At 30.2% G+C, this 20355-nt stretch carries 19 protein-coding genes; 14 read left to right on the top strand and 5 right to left on the bottom strand.

The genetic code is table 11. The features are described 5' to 3' along the window. Window positions 1–80 precede the first annotated feature (80 nt). The gene (locus G594_RS0117970; protein ID WP_027099812.1) at window positions 81–1040 is read left to right on the top strand and encodes an NAD(P)/FAD-dependent oxidoreductase; all 960 of its coding nucleotides are present in this window, start codon (window positions 81–83) and stop codon (window positions 1038–1040) included. Here the strand turns inward: G594_RS0117970 and G594_RS0117965 are convergent. Beyond that, the gene (locus G594_RS0117965) at window positions 1021–1599 is read right to left on the bottom strand and encodes a GDSL-type esterase/lipase family protein (RefSeq protein ID WP_027099811.1); all 579 of its coding nucleotides are present in this window, start codon (window positions 1597–1599) and stop codon (window positions 1021–1023) included. The two genes, G594_RS0117970 and G594_RS0117965, sit on opposite strands and share 20 nt — an antisense overlap. A gap of 16 nt (window positions 1600–1615) precedes the next feature. Further along, window positions 1616–2236 carry a RusA family crossover junction endodeoxyribonuclease gene (locus tag G594_RS0117960; RefSeq protein WP_027099810.1) on the bottom strand — a complete coding sequence of 207 codons (621 nt, stop codon included), beginning with the start codon at window positions 2234–2236 and terminating at the stop codon, window positions 1616–1618. 219 nt (window positions 2237–2455) lie between these two features. On the opposite strand from G594_RS0117960, the gene tsaD reads away from it, so the two are divergent. From tsaD to G594_RS20610, 13 genes are all read left to right on the top strand, one after another. Beyond that, entirely contained in the window at window positions 2456–3475 is a 1020-nt protein-coding gene (gene tsaD, locus G594_RS0117955; RefSeq protein WP_027099809.1) for a tRNA (adenosine(37)-N6)-threonylcarbamoyltransferase complex transferase subunit TsaD, read from the top strand. Window positions 3476–3484: 9 nt separating this feature from the next. Beyond that, window positions 3485–4504, top strand: a complete 1020-nt coding sequence (locus tag G594_RS0117950) for an alpha/beta hydrolase (protein WP_027099808.1) — start codon at window positions 3485–3487, stop codon at window positions 4502–4504. Between the two features lie 309 nt (window positions 4505–4813). Then, window positions 4814–6013, top strand: a complete 1200-nt coding sequence (locus G594_RS0117945; RefSeq protein ID WP_027099807.1) for a S1C family serine protease — start codon at window positions 4814–4816, stop codon at window positions 6011–6013. A 66-nt stretch (window positions 6014–6079) separates the two neighbouring features. Next, the gene (locus tag G594_RS0117940) at window positions 6080–8809 is read left to right on the top strand and encodes a sigma-54-dependent transcriptional regulator (protein WP_027099806.1); all 2730 of its coding nucleotides are present in this window, start codon (window positions 6080–6082) and stop codon (window positions 8807–8809) included. A gap of 234 nt (window positions 8810–9043) precedes the next feature. Continuing rightward, entirely contained in the window at window positions 9044–9352 is a 309-nt protein-coding gene (locus G594_RS0117935) for a PTS sugar transporter subunit IIB (RefSeq protein WP_027099805.1), read from the top strand. 82 nt (window positions 9353–9434) lie between these two features. Continuing rightward, entirely contained in the window at window positions 9435–9731 is a 297-nt protein-coding gene (locus G594_RS0117930; protein WP_027099804.1) for a PTS sugar transporter subunit IIA, read from the top strand. Window positions 9732–9861: 130 nt separating this feature from the next. Beyond that, entirely contained in the window at window positions 9862–10755 is an 894-nt protein-coding gene (locus tag G594_RS0117925; protein WP_027099803.1) for an N-acetylglucosamine kinase, read from the top strand. A gap of 19 nt (window positions 10756–10774) precedes the next feature. Further along, window positions 10775–11863, top strand: coding sequence for a DUF871 domain-containing protein (locus G594_RS0117920; protein ID WP_027099802.1), 1089 nt, complete (start codon window positions 10775–10777; stop codon window positions 11861–11863). A 261-nt stretch (window positions 11864–12124) separates the two neighbouring features. Next, window positions 12125–13483: an MATE family efflux transporter gene (locus G594_RS0117915; RefSeq protein ID WP_027099801.1), complete on the top strand. Its 1359-nt coding sequence runs from the start codon at window positions 12125–12127 to the stop codon at window positions 13481–13483. An 85-nt stretch (window positions 13484–13568) separates the two neighbouring features. Then, a complete protein-coding gene (locus tag G594_RS19405) occupies window positions 13569–13970 on the top strand; it encodes a carboxypeptidase-like regulatory domain-containing protein (RefSeq protein ID WP_051196090.1) in 402 nt (133 codons plus the stop codon). Between the two features lie 113 nt (window positions 13971–14083). After that, window positions 14084–15190: an ethanolamine utilization protein EutH gene (eutH, locus tag G594_RS0117905; RefSeq protein WP_027099800.1), complete on the top strand. Its 1107-nt coding sequence runs from the start codon at window positions 14084–14086 to the stop codon at window positions 15188–15190. Beyond that, window positions 15187–16554, top strand: a complete 1368-nt coding sequence (locus G594_RS0117900) for an MATE family efflux transporter (RefSeq protein ID WP_027099799.1) — start codon at window positions 15187–15189, stop codon at window positions 16552–16554. The genes eutH and G594_RS0117900 overlap by 4 nt, the downstream gene beginning before the upstream one ends. Window positions 16555–16646: 92 nt before the next feature. Further along, the gene (locus G594_RS20610; RefSeq protein ID WP_242829749.1) at window positions 16647–16994 is read left to right on the top strand and encodes a hypothetical protein; all 348 of its coding nucleotides are present in this window, start codon (window positions 16647–16649) and stop codon (window positions 16992–16994) included. 210 nt (window positions 16995–17204) lie between these two features. On the opposite strand, the gene fba is transcribed toward G594_RS20610, so the two are convergent. The 3 genes from fba to G594_RS0117880 all read right to left on the bottom strand — a co-directional run bounded on the left by fba (window position 17205) and on the right by G594_RS0117880 (window position 20354). Further along, window positions 17205–18068, bottom strand: coding sequence for a class II fructose-1,6-bisphosphate aldolase (fba, locus tag G594_RS0117890; protein WP_027099797.1), 864 nt, complete (start codon window positions 18066–18068; stop codon window positions 17205–17207). Window positions 18069–18229: 161 nt separating this feature from the next. Then, complete coding sequence (gene argF, locus G594_RS0117885; protein WP_027099796.1) at window positions 18230–19153, bottom strand: ornithine carbamoyltransferase; 924 nt, start codon at window positions 19151–19153, stop codon at window positions 18230–18232. 52 nt (window positions 19154–19205) lie between these two features. Then, window positions 19206–20354, bottom strand: a complete 1149-nt coding sequence (locus G594_RS0117880) for an aspartate aminotransferase family protein (protein ID WP_034867266.1) — start codon at window positions 20352–20354, stop codon at window positions 19206–19208. Window position 20355 lies beyond the last annotated feature (1 nt).

The raw sequence follows: 20355 nt of genomic DNA, 5'->3' as shown, positions 1-20355 counted from the left end.
TAGTAAAAGTTAATATGTTATAATCAACTTATATTAAGAAATTTGAGCGATGTAAGGCAGTCTAAGGAGGAAGTTTCTTTATGATTCAATATGATTTGATAGTTGTTGGTGGTGGGATTAGTGGCATGACAGCTGCCCTAAGTGCCTTAGAAAATGGAGTGAAAAATGTAATTATTATAGAAAGAGAAGATTCATTAGGAGGAGTAGTGAATCAGTGTATTCATAGTGGATTTGGTAGCAGCATTTTAAATGTGGAAGTTACAGGTCCTGAATATGTTAATTTTATTAGAAACAGATTACTTAATCATGAAGTCTATATAAAGTTAGAAACAGAAGTAATAGATTTATCTAAAGATAAAGTTATAACATATGTAAATTCTTTAGAGGGAGTTACAGAAATAAAAGGAAGCTCAATAATTTTTGCTACGGGATGTAGAGAAAAGTTTACTGGAAGTATAAATATAGCAACTAATACTTATACAGGAATTAATAGTATAGGAAATGCTCATAGAGTAGTAAATTTAGAGGGATACTTATTAGGAAAAGAACCTGTTATAGTAGCAAGTAATAAGTGGGCTTTAATAGTAGCACGAAGATTATACATAGAAGGTGCTGATATAAAAGGTATTTTAATAAAGGAAAATGAAAACTTCATATTTGATGATGAAAACAAAGATATAATAGAAGGATTTAATATACCTGTATACATTGATTCAAAGGTAATAGAGATATTTGGAGATGAAAGAGTTACAGGAGTGAAAATTGGTTCTCTTATGGATAAAAAAGAGATTATTTTAGGCTGTGATTCATTGTTATTATCTGTAGAATATTTTCCTGAGAATAGTTTGTTAAAGAATGTAAAAGTCGAAATGGACAAAGAAACACTTGCACCAATTGTTAATGAGTATGAGACTGGAATTAAAGGGGTTTTTGCTTGTGGAAATTTAATATATGGTACAAAAGCATTAACTCAAAAGGATATTAATGGAGGAGAAGCAGGAAAAAGGGCAGCAGAATATATTAGAAATTATTATTATTAATTATTCTTAATGCCTCATCCTTCATAAGCTCATTACCAAGAGAATTAAGATGAATACCATCAATAAAAATATTTTTATCTATATTCTTAAGTGATAGATTATAAAAATCTACATATTCTATATTGTGTTTTTTGCAAACTTTTATTAAGGAAGTACGTAGATTTGGAAGAGATGAAAAACAATAATCATATAATTGAGATGGCATAAATAATTCTTCTGCCATCTCCTTTATTATAATAGGTGGAATTCCAATTACTACATTAGAGTTATTAGATAAAGTTTCTAAAATCATTTCTTCAATATTGTCTACTATATTAAAAAGTTTTCTGCCACATAGAAGATCATTTGTCCCACCCATTATAAAAGTTATGTCAGGTTTGTGTTTTATAAGATTTTCATATAATCTATTTAACATTGATGGAGTTGTATCTCCATTTATTCCTTTATTAATAATTTTTATATCTAAACAGTTTCCTAATAGATTAGCCCAAGTTTTATCCTTAGCCAATCCATATCCGTATGTTAGACTATCACCAATACATAATATCTTGTTTATCATAATTAGGTTATCCTCTCTAGAAAAGTTTTTTAAAACAGTTTTTACAAATCAATGTTTTACCTTTATCAGCAGTAATAAAATCATTACAAGTAATTGATTTCTTACACATACTACATATCTTATCAGATTTAATAGTCTTTTCATTTAAATTAGCAACACTTTTTTCATGGAAGTTCTTTCGTAGAGGCTTATATTCATTTTTTTGTGTTGAAGTTTCCTTAGGGATAACTGAATAGGTAAGAGAGTATTCACTTTCTCCAAATAATTCAAGTTCAAACCTAGGGTTTTCCTTATCGTAAAATTCTTCTATTACTATTCTTCTTACTTGAGCATCATTAACTATTAATCCACTTTTTTCTACACCGTCAAAAATACTTTTACAAATATTTATAGTATCTGGATGTCTTTTTTCGCTTTTATAGTATACCTTAAGAATTGCTATTAAACTTTCAGTTAAAACAATTTCTGGATTTTGAGAACGAGCAATATATGCTATTTCTTGTTCATATAGTGCATATCTATCGTGATATTGTCCAGAATTATAAGGTAATATAGCACGCCCATTAACATTATGTAGTTTAAAGTTAGATTTAGTTATAGGAGATCCATTTACTATAACTTTTGCATAAGATGACATAATATTTACTCCTTTATTTTAAGTAAAACTTAATTTTCCATAAATTCTATAACAAAATAGCTGAAATATTGACCATTAACGATTATAATTAAAATAGAATTTCAATTTTAAATTTACAGTATTATTCTTATTAATACAAGATATAAAAAATATACATAATGTTTAATGAAGTATTATACAATATAGTTTTAATAAATATAAAGTACGAGGGATAACGAAATGGAAAAGAAATTAATATTATCTATTGAATCTAGCTGTGACGAGACATCTGCTGCAGTTATTGAAAATGGAAGAATAGTATTATCAAATATAATAGCTACACAAATAGATACACATAAAAAATTTGGAGGAGTAGTGCCAGAAGTAGCATCAAGAATGCATATAGAGGTAATAGATAAAGTTGTAAAGGAAGCTTTGGATGAGGCAAATGTAACCTTAGAAGATATTGATGCAATTGGAGTTACTTATGGACCAGGACTAGTTGGAGCATTATTAGTTGGTCTTCAGTATGCTAAAGGCTTAGCATATGCAGCTAATAAACCTTTAATTGGAGTAAATCATATAGAAGGACATATATGTGCTAATTTTATTCAACATAAGGATTTAAAGCCACCTTTTGTATCTTTAGTAGTATCAGGAGGTCATACTTTTATTGTTCATGTTAAGGATTATGGCAAATATGAAGTATTAGGTCAAACAAGAGATGATGCTGCTGGAGAAGCTTACGACAAAGTGGCAAGAGCTTTAGGGTTAGGATATCCAGGTGGTCCAAAGATAGATAAGCTTGCAAAGGAAGGAAACCCAAATGCAATAGAGTTTCCTAGAGCTAGGTTCCATGAAGAAACTTTAGACTTTTCTTTTAGTGGTTTAAAATCTGCAGTATTAAACTACTTAAATAAATGTAGTATGCAAAATATTGAAGTTAATAAAGCTGATGTTGCAGCATCTTTCCAAAAAGCTGTGGTAGAAGTTTTGAGAGATAATGTATTTTTAACAATTAAAAATAAGGAATTAGATAACATTGCTATAGCTGGAGGTGTAGCAGCTAACTCAGCTTTAAGAGATGCATTAATTAGTGAAGGTGAGAAAGTTGGCGTTCAAATATTATTCCCAGAGCTAAAGTTATGTACAGATAATGCAGCTATGATAGGTTCAGCAGCATATTTTAGATTTATAAATAGTAAATCGTCTTCCCTAGATTTAAATGCAAAACCAAATTTAAAATTAAATGAAGGATAGGTGAAAAGTTTGAATCTTATACCTGAATCGAATGGACTTCATAGAGTTAATATGAGAGAAAAATTATCTATATTGCAATGGGTAAAAAAAATTAGTATTGTCTTAGCAGTAATTTTGCTATGTGGATTTATATTTCAAAGCTTAAGTAATTTTGTAGGAAATGAGCAAGTAAGGCAAAGATTAAACTATGTAAAGATTGATGATAATAAGATAGAATATAAAAGTAGTGGAAGCGGAAGCTACACAATTGTTTTTGATGGAGCTTTAGGAACTAATCTTTATGCTTGGAATGATGTGTGTAAAAGTGTTGAAAAAGAATTAGGTGTTAGAACACTAGTATATAATAGAGATGGATATGGCTTTAATACTATTAGGGATAAAAAAGATATAGCATCTCAAACAGAAGAACTTAGAGAGTTAATAAAAAAATTAGGTCTAACTGATAACTTAATTCTTGTAGGCGAAGAGTATGGTAGTTTAATTATGACTAATTTTGCAAAAGAGTATCCAGAGTTGGTATCTGGTATGGTATTAATAAGGCCATTATCAGAAGAAGCTTTAAAAAGTAAAGAGTTTAAGAAGAGTATAAGATGGAAGTATTATAAAAGTAAAGTTGAAGCAGTAGGAGCCTCTTTTGGATTAACTACATTAATAGACAAGTTAGGCCTTACTTATTCTATAGATGGGTTTGAAGAAAACCTTCCAAAAGGAGCAGATGAAGAATTTGCAGTACATAAAACTAAAAAGAACTATAGAAAAGCAGTGAGTAATGAATTAGAAAACTTATATAAATATAACGGAGAAACACAAATAGACAATATGTTTGTAGACAAGCCTTTATATATAATAACCGATAATGAAAATGACCCTGTTGCAAAAATTGGTACAAGCAAATTGACAACTATATATCATACAGAATCTGAAGCAGGTATAATTTCAAGTACAAATAATACTTCTATTGAATCTGGAATATCAATTGTATTAAAGGAAGCCAAAAAAATAGAAAAACTAGCAAGTAAGAGTAAATAGGGATTTGTTGGTGCAGAATATAAATATATTCTGCACTAATTTTTTCGATCTAGGAAAATATAAAATTTTAATTAGTTATAAATAAAAGGTATTATTATTAAATATAAAATCAAGAATAATAATTTTATAATTTCCTTACCTTTAGTGCTAGTGGAGGAGATATTTGTTTCCATGTAACTTGTAGTTTGCGATGGAACGATCAAAATAGATATTTATCCATCCTTTTTTGAAATTTTATGCCATATAGTTGTCACAAATAAAATATATACTCAAATTAAAGAAAATAAAGTGCATATAGGAGGTTTTAACATGGATAACGAAAACAATAATGAACAAGGATTTGTTTTTTATCATGAGCCTGATAAATTTGAAGAACATAATAATTTTGAAGATAATAAGAAACCAAAGAATAAAAAGGGATTAAAAATATTTGGTACAATAGCAATAACACTTGCAATAGCATTGTCTGGAGGACTAATAGGTGGCTTAGTAACTTATAAGACAATAACAAGTAAGTTAGAAGGCAAGACAGTAAACTTGGCTCCAGTTAATTTTACTCAAAGTGATGAAAAGGCTCTTTCAGCACAGGAAGTATATCAAAAGGTAAGTCCAGCAGTTGTTACTATCTCAACTAAAGGAACTGAGTATAAAGGATTTTTTGCTCAAAATGTTGAGGGGATAGGATCTGGATTTATAATAAATGAGGATGGCTACATCTTAACAAACTATCATGTTGTTGAATTAGCTATTTCTAATAATACAAAGGATGTAACAGTAATATTAAGTAATGGAGAAGAGGTGGCTGCAAAGGTTGTTAACTATGATCAAAATAGAGATATTGCAATGGTTAAGTTAGCAGATGGAACTAAGGTGCCAGCTGTAGCAGAGTTGGGAGATTCTGATGGATTATATGTAGGGCAAGAAGTTGTTGCTATAGGCACACCACTTGGAAAGAATTTTGCACAGACTTTAACAAAAGGAATTGTTAGTGGAGTAAATAGAAATCTAACAACTGAAGGTGGAAATACTGGTGATTATATTCAAACTGATGCAGCAATAAATTCAGGTAATAGTGGAGGACCTTTAATAAATACTAAAGGTGAAGTAATTGGAATTAATACAGCAAAATTATCAGGTCAATCAGAAACAACTATAGAAGGTATGGGATTTGCAATTCCAATTAATGATGCAAAAGATAGAATAGAAAGCCTATCTAAGCCAATCCTAAATTTAGGAATAACTGTTAGAGAAGTGAATTCAGAATTAGCAAAACAAAATAATCTTCCTAAAGAAGGCTTATGGGTAGTTGGAGTTACTGAAAATTCACCAGCAGCAAAAGCTGGAATACAGCCATCTGATTTAATTATAAAGTTTGATGGAAAAGAAGTAAAAACTTTTGATGAGTTAAGTAAATTAAAGAGTAATAAAAATGCAGGAGATAAGGTGGAAGTAGTTGTATATAGAAATGGAAAAAATGTATCTTTAAGTATGCAATTAGCTGAAAGTTAGTTATTAATATAGTATAATTAAAGTTAGGTACTTAATAGTACCTAACTATTTTTTTAGGGGGCAAATATGAGTAAATTAGATGAAGTTTATAACTCATTATTACAACTAGAAAATAAAGGCCGCAAAGGTATATCAGCAATAGAATTAAGTAATTTTATGGATTTAGATAGAGCTAATATTTCTAGATATTTAAACACTTTATATAAAGAAGGAAAGCTGGAAAAAATAGAAGGTAGACCTGTATTATATTCTGTTATAAAAAAGAATAGCCTTTATAAAAGTAAAGGTTCAACTATAGATTTAAATAACAAAAATAGCTTAGATAAAATGGTTGGGGCAGAACAAAGTCTGCAGATACCTATACAGCAGGCAAAAGCAGCTATGCTTTACCCCCCAAGAGGCTTACATACATTAATATTAGGAGAAACAGGTGTAGGTAAATCAATGTTTGCTGAATTAATGTATGAATTTGCAAGAGAGTCAGGTGTTATATCTGAAAATGCTCCATTCATAAGATTTAATTGCGCTGACTATGTAGATAACCCTCAATTAGTCATGGCACAAATTTTTGGAGTGAAAAAAGGAGCATATACTGGTGCTGATTGCGATAAAGATGGACTTTTAAAAAAGGCTGATGGTGGAATTATATTTTTAGATGAAATACATAGGTTATCACCTCAAGGTCAAGAAATGTTATTTACATATATAGATAAAGGTTATTTTAGACCATTAGGTGATACTGAAAATCCTATTAATGTAGAAGCTCAAATAATTACGGCTACTACTGAAGAACCCCAATCATTTATGTTAAAGACATTTACTAGGAGAATACCTATGACTATAACATTACCATCATTAAAAGAGCGTAGTGTTCAAGAGAGGTATTACCTATTAGAAGAATTTATAAAAGAAGAGTCTGTAAGACTAGGAAAGAGTATATATTTTAATAAAAATGCGTTAATTTCATTTTTATTATATGATTGTCCTAATAATATAGGTCAATTAAAAAGTGATATACAATTAGCTTGTGCTAAAGCATTTCTTAATTATAAGGCAAATGGAAGAGATTATATTCTTGTAGAACAAAGTGATCTACATCAAAGAGTTAATAAGGGATTAATGAAGTTACAAGAATTTAGAGGTGAAGTAGATGAGCTTTTAAGAAATATGGGGGATGTTCTTAGATTCTCCTATAAAGATAATGAAAATACATTTAATATGGTGGATTTTAAAGAGGAAAGTAAAATAACAGGTGAGTATTTTTATGATATTATAGAAAATAAATTAGAGGATCTTAAAAAAAAAGGATTAGAAGAAAAAGAAATAAATGATATTTTAAATATAGATATAGAAAGATATTTTCAAAAGTATATAAGAGACTTACCTAAAGAATTTAGAAGAGATGAAATAACTAAAATAGTAGATAGTGAAATAGTAGATATTGTTGCAGAGATTTTAGATATAGCTTCATCTAAATTAGGCAGACAGTATGATGAAAAAGTATATTTTGGATTAGCGTTACATCTTCAAGGGAGTTTAGAAAGAATAAAGCAAGGGAATAAAATATATCATCCTAAATTAAATTTCATACGTTCACACTATTCTAAAGAATTTCTCATAGCTATGGAAGTTGCGCAGAAGATAGATAATAAGTTTGATGTTGAAGTTCCACTAGATGAAATAGGATATCTTACTATGTTTATAGCAGCTAGACCTTACGAAATAGATGAGAAGAAAGATGGTAAGGTTGGTGTACTTGTTATAATGCATGGGCATTCAACAGCTAGTAGCATGGTGGAAGTAGCTAATTCCTTGATAGGAGAAAATTATTCTAGAGCATTAGATATGCCTTTAACCATGAAGGCAGAACAAATGTATGAAATAGCTAAACGAAAAGTAATTGAAATGAATAGTGGTAAAGGTGTTCTATTACTAGTTGATATGGGATCTTTGACCAACTTCGGAAGTATGATTAAAGAGGAAACAGGAATTGATGTAAGAGCAATTGATATGGTAAGTACATTATTAGTAATAGAAGCTGGAAGGAAGGCTATTAACGGAAGAGATATAAATGAAATATACAAATCTTGTTTAGAAATAAGCAGATACGGTATACAAGGAGTAAGGAATAATACTGAATTAAAAGAAAATCTAATCATTACTGCTTGCTTTACAGGAGAAGGATCTGCGGAAAAGTTAAGACAAATACTATTGCAAAGACTATCTAATAGGGATAAAGTAAAGATTATTTCACTAAATATATTAGATAAATCTGATTTTATCGATAAGATAGATAGTTTGAAGTTAGAGTATGGAATATTAGCTGTTGTAGGCACAGTATCATTAAATATAGAAGGAATTCCGTTCATTCCTGCACCTGATATATTGGCGGAAGATGGTATAGATAGAATTGATGAGTTTATTAGTAGGGAAGAAGACTTTAAGAGAATTACAAAGTCTATAGATGCTCAAATTGAAAATATAGATGGTATTGAATTAGTTCAACTTGTAAGAGAAGCTATGGAACGAACAGAAGAAAACTTGGGTATAATGATATCTCATGAAGTTAAAGTTGGAATAATAATACATCTATGTTTTCTAATTGAGAAGACTATTAGTGGTGGTAAAGGAAAGAGTTTTGATAAACTTAATGAATATAGAGATAAGCATAGTAAGGAGTTTATTTTAGTTAAGCAAAGCTTAAGAAGAATTGAGTTGACTTATAATATTAATATATCTGATAATGAACTTGCATTTATAGTTAGAATGGTAACAGAAAATGATATATCTGTGTAATAGTTAAAGAGAGTGTGTAAAAAAAGTAGTGTGTAAAATTGTGTGTAAGATAACTGTGTATTTAAAATACATAGTTATCTTTTGTTTTACCTTTAGAAAACTTAGGTATAGAGTCATTTGAAAAAAAGTAAAAAAAGATAAATAGTTGGCATACAAATTGCTTATAATATATAGTGCAAAAGTAAATAATTTAAAATTAAAAAATTATAAATATAATTTGAGGGGGAATCAACCATGTTAAAAATTTTATTATGTTGTTCAGCTGGTATGTCAACTAGCTTATTAGTAACTAAGATGCAAGCTGCTGCTAAAGAGCAAGGAATTGAATGTTCAATCCAAGCTATGGCAGAAGGTGAAGTTAAGAATCACGAAGACGAAATGGACGTATTATTATTAGGACCACAAGTTAGATTCTTATTAAAGAAGATGAAGGAAAAATATGAACCAAAGGGAATTCCAGTAGACATAATCCCAACAGTTGATTATGGAACAATGAATGGTGCAAAAGTTTTAGCTTTAGCATTAAAGATGGCTGGAAAGTAATTTAGCTTATAAAAAGGGGAGAATACTGGGGGGTATTTATATCGGCATATAAGCTAAAGTCAAATGAAAGGATGTATAAGTAATGGAAGAAATCATAATGAATTTAATTATGCACAGTGGAGAAGCTAGAAGCTACTCTATGGAGGCTATTCAAGCAGCAAAAGAAAATAACATAGAAGAAGCTAAAAGTTTAATAGAAAAAGCTGATGAAGAATTAGGACATGCACATAATGCACAAACAAGCTTAATTCAAGCAGAAGCAGGTGGAGATAAGGCAGAGTTTTCATTATTACTTTGTCACGCACAAGACCACTTCATGACTACAATGACATTAAAAGATGTAGCTATAGAAATAATTGATATATACACAAGATTATAGTATCAATTTAATATGAACTCTAATGTTTTACATTAGAGTTCATTAACTATAATTCTATTGTTTCAACGCTGATGAACGGATTATTTTAATACAGAATTAGATGAGAAATAATTAATAAAGGGGAATAGTTATGGATTATATAATTGGAGTAGATGGAGGAGGCACTAAAACTGAAGCTGTTGCTTATGACTTAAGTGGGGAAGTTTTAGCAAGAGCGCTAACTGGTTTTGGTAACCTTGTTAATGGAAAAGAAGAAGCTTTAAATAACATAACTACTTCAATAGAAGAGTTAATTATAAAGCTTGGACAAGATGGGTTAAAGGGAATATACTTGGGGATTGCAGGAAGTGAAGTTGGGGAAAACGCTAAATTAATTTATAATGAAGTAAAGAATAAGTTTTCTTTAGAACCAGTGGTTATGAATGATGGTGACTTGGCTTTAAAGGCATTATTAGAAGGTGAAGATGGAATTCTAGTAATAGCAGGAACGGGGTCAACAGCATTTGGTGTTAAAGAAGATAAACAGGCACGTTGTGGTGGATGGGGCCACCTACTTGGAGACGAAGGAAGTGCCTATAAGATTTCTATAGAAGCTTTCAAAAGAATGATTCATGAAGAGGATTATGGAATTGATAGAAGTGAACTTTCACAGGCTATTTTAGATAAATTGAACATGACTACTGTAGATGAAATTGTTGGGTTTATCTATTCTGCAACAAAAGATGAGATTGCTGCGATGGCCAGCTTAGTATCTATTTATGCTGAAAAAGGTGATGACTATGCTAAAAATATATTAATAAATGAAGGTATAGAAATTGCAAAGTCAGCAGAGAGGGTATTTAAGAAATTAAACTTTGATAAATGTAGAATAGGATTAGTAGGGGGCGTTATTAGAAAATCTAAAGATTTAAGAAAAGCCTTCGAAAATTATCTGAAAGAAAATATTAATGTAGTTGCTTATGTTGATAACGATGTTTCAGCTGCAAAAGGAGCATACTATATTTATCAAAAAACAAACAACTGATTTTATTGGAGGGCACATAATGAAAAGATTAGGGATTTCAGTTTATCCAAGTCATAGTTCTATGGATGAAATAATTGAGTATGTAGAGTTAGCTGCAAAATATGGCTTTAAGAGAATTTTTACTTGTCTACTTTCTGTAGAAGGAAAAACTACTGAAGAAGTAGTTGCAGAATTCAAAAGAATGTTAGATGTAGCAAACAAGCATGGAATGGAAGTAATAGCAGATTTAGATCCAACAGTATTTAAGAACTTAGGAGCATCTATAACAGATTTATCTGTATTTAAAGAAATGGGATTAAGCGGAATTAGATTTGATGAAGGTTTTGCTGGAAATGAAGAATCTATAATGTCATTTAATCCATATGATTTAAAAGTTGAATTAAATATGAGTAATGGTACAAAGTATGTAGACAACATATTATCATTTAGACCAAATGTAAACAACATATATGGATGCCATAACTTCTATCCACATGTTTATACTGGACTTTCATTAGAACATTATATGAAATGTACAGAACAATTTAAGGAATTAGGAATTAATACAGCTGCCTTTGTAAATTCTCCAACAGCTAAGTTTGGACCATGGCCTGTATCAGAAGGGTTATGTACTTTAGAAATGCATAGAGATATGCCAATAGATGTTCAAGCGAAACATTTATTTGCAACAGGTATTGATGATGTTATAATAGCTAACTGTTATGCATCTGAAGAAGAATTAAAGGCTTTAAGTGAAATTAATAAAGAAATGCTTGAGTTCACAGTTGAATTAGTTGATGGAATTCCTGAAATAGAAAGAAAAATCGTTCTTGAAGAATTCCACTTCAACAGAGGAGATAATTCAGAATACATGGCTAGATCAACTCAATCTAGAGTTAAGTATAAAGGTGAGAAGTTCCCACCATTTAACACTCCAGATATAAAAAGAGGAGATATAATTGTAGAATCTGATTTATATACTAGATATGCTGGAGAGCTACAAGTAGCACTTAAGGATATGAAGAACAGTGGAAAGAGTAATGTAGTTGCTAGAATAGTAGAAGAAGAATTATTCTTATTAGATTACATTGAGCCATGGACTAAGTTCTCATTCAAATTAAAGAAATAGTTAGTTATGCCGTAGATATTTATCTACGGCTTTTTTCTTTATATTTAGTAGGCGTGGGTGAGATATTTGTTTCCATTTGACTTGGAGCTTAGCCGCGGAACAATCAAAATAAATATCCATGCTACTTTTTTTATGTTAATAATTGACATTGTAAATTTTCCTTGATAGAATATCTAAAGATAATTAACCAACAAATAGTGAGAAGCAACCACTTTAACTCTTCTAAAGTGCTTGCTTCATTTTTATTATTAAGGGGGACATATGAAAGCAATTTTAGAAAGAGACAAAACATTTTATAAAAAAATATTTGTAATAGCATTACCAATTATAATTCAAAACTTTATTACCTCATCATTAAATATAGTGGATACAATTATGATTGGAAAATTAGGTGAAGTAGAAATAGCCTCAGTAGGAATAGGAAATCAGTATTTTTTCTTATTTAATATTTTAATTATGGGAATGTTTAGTGGGATGGCCGTATATACTTCGCAGTATTGGGGAAGAAAAGATATAGCAAGTATAAAAAAAGTAGTAGGTTTAGGAAGCTTATTAGCAGTAATTATAGGATTAATATTTACAGTGGTTGCACTAATATCTCCTAGTTTTATTGTTTCTATATTTAATAAAAGTACAGATGTTATACGATTAGGCTCAGAATATCTAGGAGTTGTATGTTTAAGCTATGTATTTACTGCATTAACATTTAATTTTGCAACTGCATTAAGGTGTATTGAAAAAACATCTATTCCAATGTTAGTAAGTGCAGTAGCATTATTAACTAATACATTTTTAAACTGGGTATTTATATTTGGAAATTTAGGGGCTCCTGCTATGGGAGTAAAAGGAGCTGCTATAGCAACATTAATAGCAAGGGTATTAGAAACGACTATATTGATAGCATATATTTATATTTCTAAGAGTGTATTGGCTGGTAATATGAAAGAATTATTTTCATTTTCTAGAGATTTTGTAAAGATGATATTTATAACTATGATTCCTGTTTTATTAAATGAAGGATGCTGGGGGCTAGGATCAGTAATGTATAATGTTATTTATGGAAGAATAGGTACCCAAGCTATAGCCTCAGTTCAGATTGCAACTACAGTATATAACCTGTTTATGGTAGTCATTTTTGGAATAGGATCAGCATCTCTTGTTATAGTTGGAAATGAAATTGGTAGGGGAGATAAGGACAAGGGATATAAATATGGCAAGAAGTGTGTGATGTTAGGGTGTATAGTAGGAATAATTTTATCTTTAGGGCTAATATTATTATCTAATCAAATAGTAACTTTATATGATGTATCTGAGCAAGTGAGGATATGGGCAAGAAATATTTTATATGTAATAGCATTTATAATGGTAATTAGAGTTTATAACATTATAATAATTGTGGGTGTTTTAAGAGGTGGAGGAGATGCAAAGGTATCATTAGCTATTGAAGCATCAACAATGTGGCTTATAGGAGTTCCTGTAGCCTTTATGGGTGCTTTTATACTTAAGCTACCTGTATATCAAGTTTATGCTTTATGTACTTTAGAAGAGATTGTAAAAGGGGTATTTTGCTTAAGAAGATTTAAATCTAAAAAGTGGATTAATAACTTAGTAGAGCAATAATGATAAATTTTAACAGAATAATAGCACATTTCTTTTTCTCAAACATATTTTATAAGTATAAAGAACAACTACGGAGGTAAAAGTTATGAGCGGAAAATGTGCTGTATGTTCAGTATGTCCAAGAGAAAATCAACAAATAGAGGCTGTTATTAAATTACCAGTTGAGAAGAGATCAGTTATTCATGGTACAGTTTTAGATGCTAATGGATGCCCAGTAGCAGATGCTGTTGTTAAACTACTTCAAGTAGTAGATGGTTGCAAATTACCATGTCCATTGACTCACACATTTACAGATCAATATGGACAATTCTTACTAGGACCTTTATGCCCAAATAGAAAATATATGTTAAAGGTTTATAAAGATAATATCCAAGTTAAGTATATGCCATTAGATGTTTCTTGCTACGATGGTAAATGCATTGGTGTTAATCCAGCAAGTGGTTGTGGATGCAAAGGTAATTCAGACAATAATAGCTGCGGTTGCTAGAAATAACTAAAGTAATTTACAAAAAGCCCTTTTTAAGGGCTTTTTATTCTTTTATAGATATTATATACTAATAAGGTTAAAATATTTAAGATTTTGTATAGTGGGAGAAAAGGATGGAAAGTATAGTGCTTTATATTATAACTTTATTTTTTATATTGGGAGCTATAGATTATGTGCTAGGAAATAAGTTTTCTATTGGAGAAGAATTTGAAAGTGGTATAAAAACTATGGGACCTCTAGCTATATCTATGGTTGGAATACTATCAATAACATCATTACTATCATCTATAATAGAAATAGTTGTAGGTCCAATTGCAAAGAACTTTAATATAGACCCATCTATATTTTCTTCAAGCTTTATTGCTATTGATATGGGAGGGTATAATATTGCTTCTAATATTGCAAATTCAAGTGAATTTGTTATTTTTTCAGGTATATTAATGGCATCAATTTTAGGGTGCACTTTAAGTTTTACATTACCTTTAGCATTAGGGCTAGTGAAAGAAAAGTATATGGATTCTCTTACAAAAGGATTTTTATGTGGAATAATAACAGTACCTATTGGATTGTTTATAGGTGGACTAGCATTGAAAATAGATTTAAGAAGCTTATTTATAAATCTTTTTCCTATAATACTTTTATCCGTAATTCTTTCTATAGGAATTATTTTTAAGCCAAAGTTATGTATATTTATATTTAATTTTATTGGCAAATTTATAGTATGTATAAGCGTATTAGGATTAGTAATACAAGGAATATATTCAATAATAGGAATAAAAATAGTAGAAAATATAATGCCATTACAAGATACTCTTTGCATAGTAGGAAAAATATCTATTTTTCTTGGTGGAGCATATGTAATGCTTAAATTTATTAAAAAAATATTTGGTAAGCAATTTAATAAGCTGGAGAGAATATTTGGTGTAAATAGTAATACACTTTCTGCTTTTATTGGTTCATTTGCATCTGCAATAATTGTTTTTGATAATTTTCATAAGTTAGATGAAAAGGGAAGAGTTATATGTTCTGCATTTTCAGTGTCAGGGGCTTATGTTCTTGGTGGACAGTTAGGTTATGTAGCAAGTGTAGAAAAGGAATATATGATACTATATATTTTTGTAAAGATATTATCAGGAATATTAGCAATTATATTTGCATTGTTTATTTTGAGAAGAGAAGATAAAAATAGAAAAGTTATAAATACTGAGGAGGCATCATGAAGAAACAAGTTGATTTAGTATCAGGAAAAATATTAGAACCATTAATTAAGTTATCTTTACCTATTTTGGGAACGTCATTTATTCAAATGGCATATAACATGACAGATATGATTTGGATAGGTAGAGTAGGAAGTTCGGCAGTTGCAGCAGTAGGTACAGCAGGATTTTTTCCATGGCTTGGTATGGCACTAGTTTACATATCAAAAGTAGGTGTTGAAGTTGGAGTATCTCAGGCCATAGGTAAGAGGGATAACGTAGAAAGAGACAAATACATAGCAAATAGTATATTTATTAATATAGCTCTTGCAATTATATATACATTAATAATTTTAATGTTTAGAACATCCCTTGTTAACTTCTTTAATTTAGGGGATAGTGAAGTAATTAGAATGGCTCATGAGTATTTAATAATAGTTATTCTAGGTACTGTATTTACTTTTATTAATCCTATTTTCACAAGTATATTTACTGCATCAGGTAATAGTAAAACACCATTTATTATCAATACTATAGGATTAATATTTAACATGGTATTTGATCCAGTATTAATATTTGGTGTAGGATTTATTCCTCCATTAGGAGTTGTAGGTGCGGCATTAGCAACAGTGTGTGCACAAGTTGTAGTAACATTAATATTTATACTAGCTTATATAAAAAATCATTATGTAACAGGAAGAAAAGCAATTAAGTATTTAGATAAAAAGGTAATGTTAAATATAACTAAACTTGGGATGCCAGCTTGCTTAGAAAATGGATTATTCACAATTTTTTCTATGATTATTGGTAGAATAATTGCACAGTGGGGAGCAAGAGCTATAGCAGTTCAAAAAGTCGGTTCTCAGATAGAAGCTATATCTTGGATGACTGCTGGTGGATTTGCAACTGCTCTTACAACATTTATTGGACAAAATTATGGCGCAAAAAAGCCTGAAAGAATAAAAAAGGGATTTAAATCAACATTAGGAGTTTCTGTATTTGTTGGACTTATAGCATCTATAATATTAATAGGCTTTGGTAGAGCTGTATTTAGTTTATTTATACCAGAAGAAGAGGCAATTGTAGGTGGGATAGAATATTTAAGAATACTTGGTTATTCTCAAATATTTATGTGTATAGAAATAACTACTGCAGGTGCATTTAGAGGATTAGGCGAAACTATTTTGCCATCATTTGTTAGTATAGTATTTTCTGGCATTAGAATACCTATGGCTATATTTTTAGCATCTACTTTGGGACTAGGAGTTAATGGAGTTTGGTGGAGTATAACAATATCCTCTATAATAAAAGGAATATTAATGATATCATCATACTATTATAAGTTTGGAAGACAAAATAAGCTTGAAGCAAAGGTATTACCAGAATAATAATAAGGGAAAGTATCAAAATTAATGATACTTTCCCTTTAATTTTTTATTTAAGCATAAATTCATATAAGCAGAATTGTAATAGGTAGAATATGATAGCATATTTTATATCGCTTCCCCCAGATTTTGAAATTAGGTCTAATATTTCATGCTCTGATTTTGATGGATTATTAGCCTTAATTTTAGAGATTTCTCTTTCTGCATTAAGTAAATATATATTCGTGCCAAAAAAGCCTAAGAAAAGCAATAGAGCAGTTGATAATATACCACTGAATGGAATAGGAATAATTAAAATCAATGCTAAGTTGGCAATAAAAATAGCTAGGGCAGGAATGATAGATTTTCTAAACATTAGCCAATACATGTTAAGGAAAAAGCATGGCCAATTCCAATTTAATGATGAAGGATTATCTATAAACCTGTCTAGTGTTTTGCTATAAAAAGGTGAGTAAGCATTACTACCTATATATGCTTCTAATTGGTTTCTAGTTATAGAATCGTTTCGTTTAAATATTTTCATAAGTATTCCTCCTAATCTTCATTATAATTATGATTATACGAAATGAATATTCATAGGTCAACGTTTGTGAATTATTATTCATATGGAAATAAAAAGAAACTCAAAGGAATACTTTGAGTTTCTTGAAATATTAAGCTTGGTTTACTGAACCGAAAAGTTCCATCTTTTCTTTAACAGTAGCCTTTATAGCTTCGAATCCTGGTGCAAGAAGTTTTCTTGGGTCAAATCCCTTACCTTCTAAGTCCTTACCAGCTTCGATATATTTTCTTGTAGCTTCTGCGAAAGCTAATTGACATTCAGTGTTAACGTTGATCTTAGCAACTCCTAATGATATAGCTTTCTTTATCATATCTTCAGGGATACCAGTACCACCGTGAAGAACTAATGGCATATCTCCAACAGCTTCCTTAATTTTAGCTAGAGCATTAAAATCTAATCCAGCCCAGTTTGCAGGATACTTTCCGTGGATGTTACCAATACCAGCAGCTAACATAGTAGTTCCTAAATCAGCTATTTGCTTACATTCTGCAGGGTCAGCGATTTCACCAGCACCTACAACACCGTCTTCTTCTCCACCAATTGATCCAACTTCACATTCTACAGAAATTCCCTTAGCATTAGCGTCTGCTATTAATTTAGTAGACTTTTCTATGTTTTCTTCAATTGCATAGTGAGAACCATCGAACATTACTGAAGAGAATCCAGCTTCGATGCACTTATAAGCACCTTCAAAGCTACCGTGGTCTAAGTGTAATGCAACAGGAACAGTTATGTTTAAACCTTTGATTAAACCGTTAACCATACCAACGATTGCATCGTATCCACCCATATATTTACCAGCACCTTCAGAAACACCTAAGATTACAGGTGAGTTGTTTTCTTGTGCAGTTAATAGAATAGCTTTTGTCCATTCTAAGTTATTGATGTTAAATTGACCAACAGCATATTTACCGTCTCTAGCCTTATTTAACATTTCTTTAGCTGAAACTAACATAATGTGACCTCCAAATATTTTGTAAATTTTTTTGAATTTTGAGTAATAAATATACAAATATATTTTACCCTACTAAGGGTTATTATAACTTTTATTTGTCAAAAAGGAAACAATTTATCTTAAAAATTTATGTTATAAGTGTAAATTTAGAAGGTATAGTATTAATTTTTCATTAATTTAACAAGCACTGCTTTTTGTGCATGCATTCTATTTTCAGATTCATCAAATATTTCTGAAGCATGAGCTTCTAATACCTCTTCAGTAATTTCTTCTTCTCTATGAGCTGGTAAGCAGTGTAAAACAATAGCATTAGGTTTTGCTAAATCCATAAGTTCGCTATTAACTTGGTAATCTTTAAATGCTTTAATTCTATTTTTAGCTTCAGTTTCATGTCCCATACTTGCCCAAACATCAGTAATTACAACATCAGCATTTTTTATAGCTTCAGAAGGAGAGTGAGTTATAGTAAACTTTGTACATTCTAGTTTAGATAACTCTTTTCCTCTAAGTAGATAATTTTCATCAGGCATGTATTCTTTAGGGGAAGCTAAAGAAAAATTCATACCAGTTTTTAGGCATCCTACTATTAAAGAATTTGCCATGTTATTTCCATCACCTATATAAGCTACATTTAATCCTTCAAGAGTATTTTTATATTCTCTGATTGTCATTAAGTCAGCAAGCACTTGACAAGGATGTTCAGAGTCCGTTAAACCATTTATTATAGGAATAGAAGAATACTTTGCTAAAGTTTCTACTTCTTCCTGAGAGAAAGTCCTAATCATGATTCCTTGAAGAAACCTGGATATAACTCTAGCAGTATCTTTAATTGGTTCTCCACGGCCAATTTGTAAATCTCTGCTGCTTAAAAACAAAGCATTACCTCCAAGCTGATACATACCGGCTTCAAAGGATACTCTTGTTCTTGTTGAACTTTTTTCAAAAATCATACCTAAGCTTTTTCCTTTTAAGTGTTCATGTGGAATGGCATGTTTAAATTCATATTTTAATTGATCTGCAAGGTTTAATATATCCAAAATCTCTTCTTTTGATAGATCGTCCATTTTTAATAGATGCTTTTTCATAGAAATCCCCCTTTTTAATAAATAACGGGGACTAAATCCCCGTTGAATAAATTTATAGGCAGCTAATTAAAGTATTAATTCCATCACTTAGTTCATCTTCACTAATTATAAGTGGAGGAAGTAATCTGATAACATTAGGTCCAGCTGTAAGAACTAGCAATCCTTTTTCAACAGCTTTCTTTTGAACCTCAGAAGAACTTCCTTCAATTTCTATTCCTAAGATTAAACCTTTGCCCCTTATTTCTTTAATCTTAGATGATGAAGAATTATTTAATAGTGTTTTAACTAATTCTCCTTTTTTTTCAACAGATGCATATGTCTTGCTATTACATATTTCATCAAGAACAACAATTGCACCAGCACAAGAAACTGGATTTCCTCCAAAGGTTGAACCATGGTCTCCAGGATTAAATACTGATGAAGTTTTTTTGTTACACAATATTGCACCTATAGGTAGCCCAGCACCAAGCCCTTTAGCAAGGGTTACTATATCTGGATTAACATCAAAATGATTATATCCAAATAACTTTCCAGTTCTAGCAATGCCACATTGTACTTCATCAAATATTACTAATACATCTTTTTCCTCACATAATGATGTTACAGTTTGAACAAATTCTTTAGTAAGAGGGTGAACTCCACCTTCACCTTGAATTGATTCCATAATAATTGCACATACATCATTAGATAATTTTGATTTGAAATCTTCTATATTATTAGCTTCTACATAATCAAAGCCTTCTGGGAAAGGGAAGAAGTACTTATGAAATTTTTCTTGACCAGTTGCTTTTAATGTAGTTATAGTCCTTCCATGAAAAGATTGCTTTAAGGTTAATATTTTATTTCTTCCCTCGCCATATTTGTCAAAACTATATTTTCTTGCAAGTTTTATAGCTCCCTCATTAGCTTCTGCTCCTGAATTAGCAAAGAATACTTTTGACATAGAAGCAAGTTTTGTAAGCTTATTACTAAGTTCTATAGTAGTAGGATTTAAGAAAATATTTGAACAGTGTTGTAAATTATGAATTTGTTTTTCTATAGCACTTGTCCATTTAGAGTTATTATAGCCTAGAGAATTTACACCAATTCCACTAGTTAAATCTAAATACTTTTTTCCATTTGTATCGTAAAGATAAACACCTTCTCCTTTTTCCAAAACTGGAGATAGGGGAGAGTAGGTATTCATAAGAGAATGTTCCATA

Source organism: Clostridium paraputrificum AGR2156, from assembly GCF_000424025.1.
In the GTDB taxonomy this organism is placed as follows: Bacteria; Bacillota; Clostridia; order Clostridiales; family Clostridiaceae; genus Clostridium; species Clostridium paraputrificum.
The sequence above is the reverse complement of the archived record's forward strand: the minus strand, read 5'-3'. Positions and strand labels throughout refer to the sequence as shown.

Excerpts from the sequence above, each read along its gene's own strand:
- G594_RS0117900 (WP_027099799.1), top strand. The coding sequence starts at position 15,187 with ATGAAGAAACAAGTTGATTTAGTATCAGGAAAAATATTAGAACCATTA.
- G594_RS0117915 (WP_027099801.1), top strand. The coding sequence starts at position 12,125 with ATGAAAGCAATTTTAGAAAGAGACAAAACATTTTATAAAAAAATATTT.
- argF (WP_027099796.1), bottom strand. The coding sequence starts at position 19,153 with ATGAAAAAGCATCTATTAAAAATGGACGATCTATCAAAAGAAGAGATT.
- G594_RS0117925 (WP_027099803.1), top strand. The coding sequence starts at position 9,862 with ATGGATTATATAATTGGAGTAGATGGAGGAGGCACTAAAACTGAAGCT.
- G594_RS0117920 (WP_027099802.1), top strand. The coding sequence starts at position 10,775 with ATGAAAAGATTAGGGATTTCAGTTTATCCAAGTCATAGTTCTATGGAT.
- G594_RS0117965 (WP_027099811.1), bottom strand. The coding sequence starts at position 1,599 with ATGATAAACAAGATATTATGTATTGGTGATAGTCTAACATACGGATAT.
- G594_RS0117945 (WP_027099807.1), top strand. The coding sequence starts at position 4,814 with ATGGATAACGAAAACAATAATGAACAAGGATTTGTTTTTTATCATGAG.
- G594_RS0117880 (WP_034867266.1), bottom strand. The coding sequence starts at position 20,354 with ATGGAACATTCTCTTATGAATACCTACTCTCCCCTATCTCCAGTTTTG.
- G594_RS0117930 (WP_027099804.1), top strand. The coding sequence starts at position 9,435 with ATGGAAGAAATCATAATGAATTTAATTATGCACAGTGGAGAAGCTAGA.
- G594_RS0117940 (WP_027099806.1), top strand. The coding sequence starts at position 6,080 with ATGAGTAAATTAGATGAAGTTTATAACTCATTATTACAACTAGAAAAT.
- G594_RS0117935 (WP_027099805.1), top strand. The coding sequence starts at position 9,044 with ATGTTAAAAATTTTATTATGTTGTTCAGCTGGTATGTCAACTAGCTTA.
- G594_RS19405 (WP_051196090.1), top strand. The coding sequence starts at position 13,569 with ATGAGCGGAAAATGTGCTGTATGTTCAGTATGTCCAAGAGAAAATCAA.
- G594_RS20610 (WP_242829749.1), top strand. The coding sequence starts at position 16,647 with ATGATAGCATATTTTATATCGCTTCCCCCAGATTTTGAAATTAGGTCT.
- tsaD (WP_027099809.1), top strand. The coding sequence starts at position 2,456 with ATGGAAAAGAAATTAATATTATCTATTGAATCTAGCTGTGACGAGACA.
- G594_RS0117970 (WP_027099812.1), top strand. The coding sequence starts at position 81 with ATGATTCAATATGATTTGATAGTTGTTGGTGGTGGGATTAGTGGCATG.
- fba (WP_027099797.1), bottom strand. The coding sequence starts at position 18,068 with ATGTTAGTTTCAGCTAAAGAAATGTTAAATAAGGCTAGAGACGGTAAA.
- G594_RS0117960 (WP_027099810.1), bottom strand. The coding sequence starts at position 2,236 with ATGTCATCTTATGCAAAAGTTATAGTAAATGGATCTCCTATAACTAAA.
- eutH (WP_027099800.1), top strand. The coding sequence starts at position 14,084 with ATGGAAAGTATAGTGCTTTATATTATAACTTTATTTTTTATATTGGGA.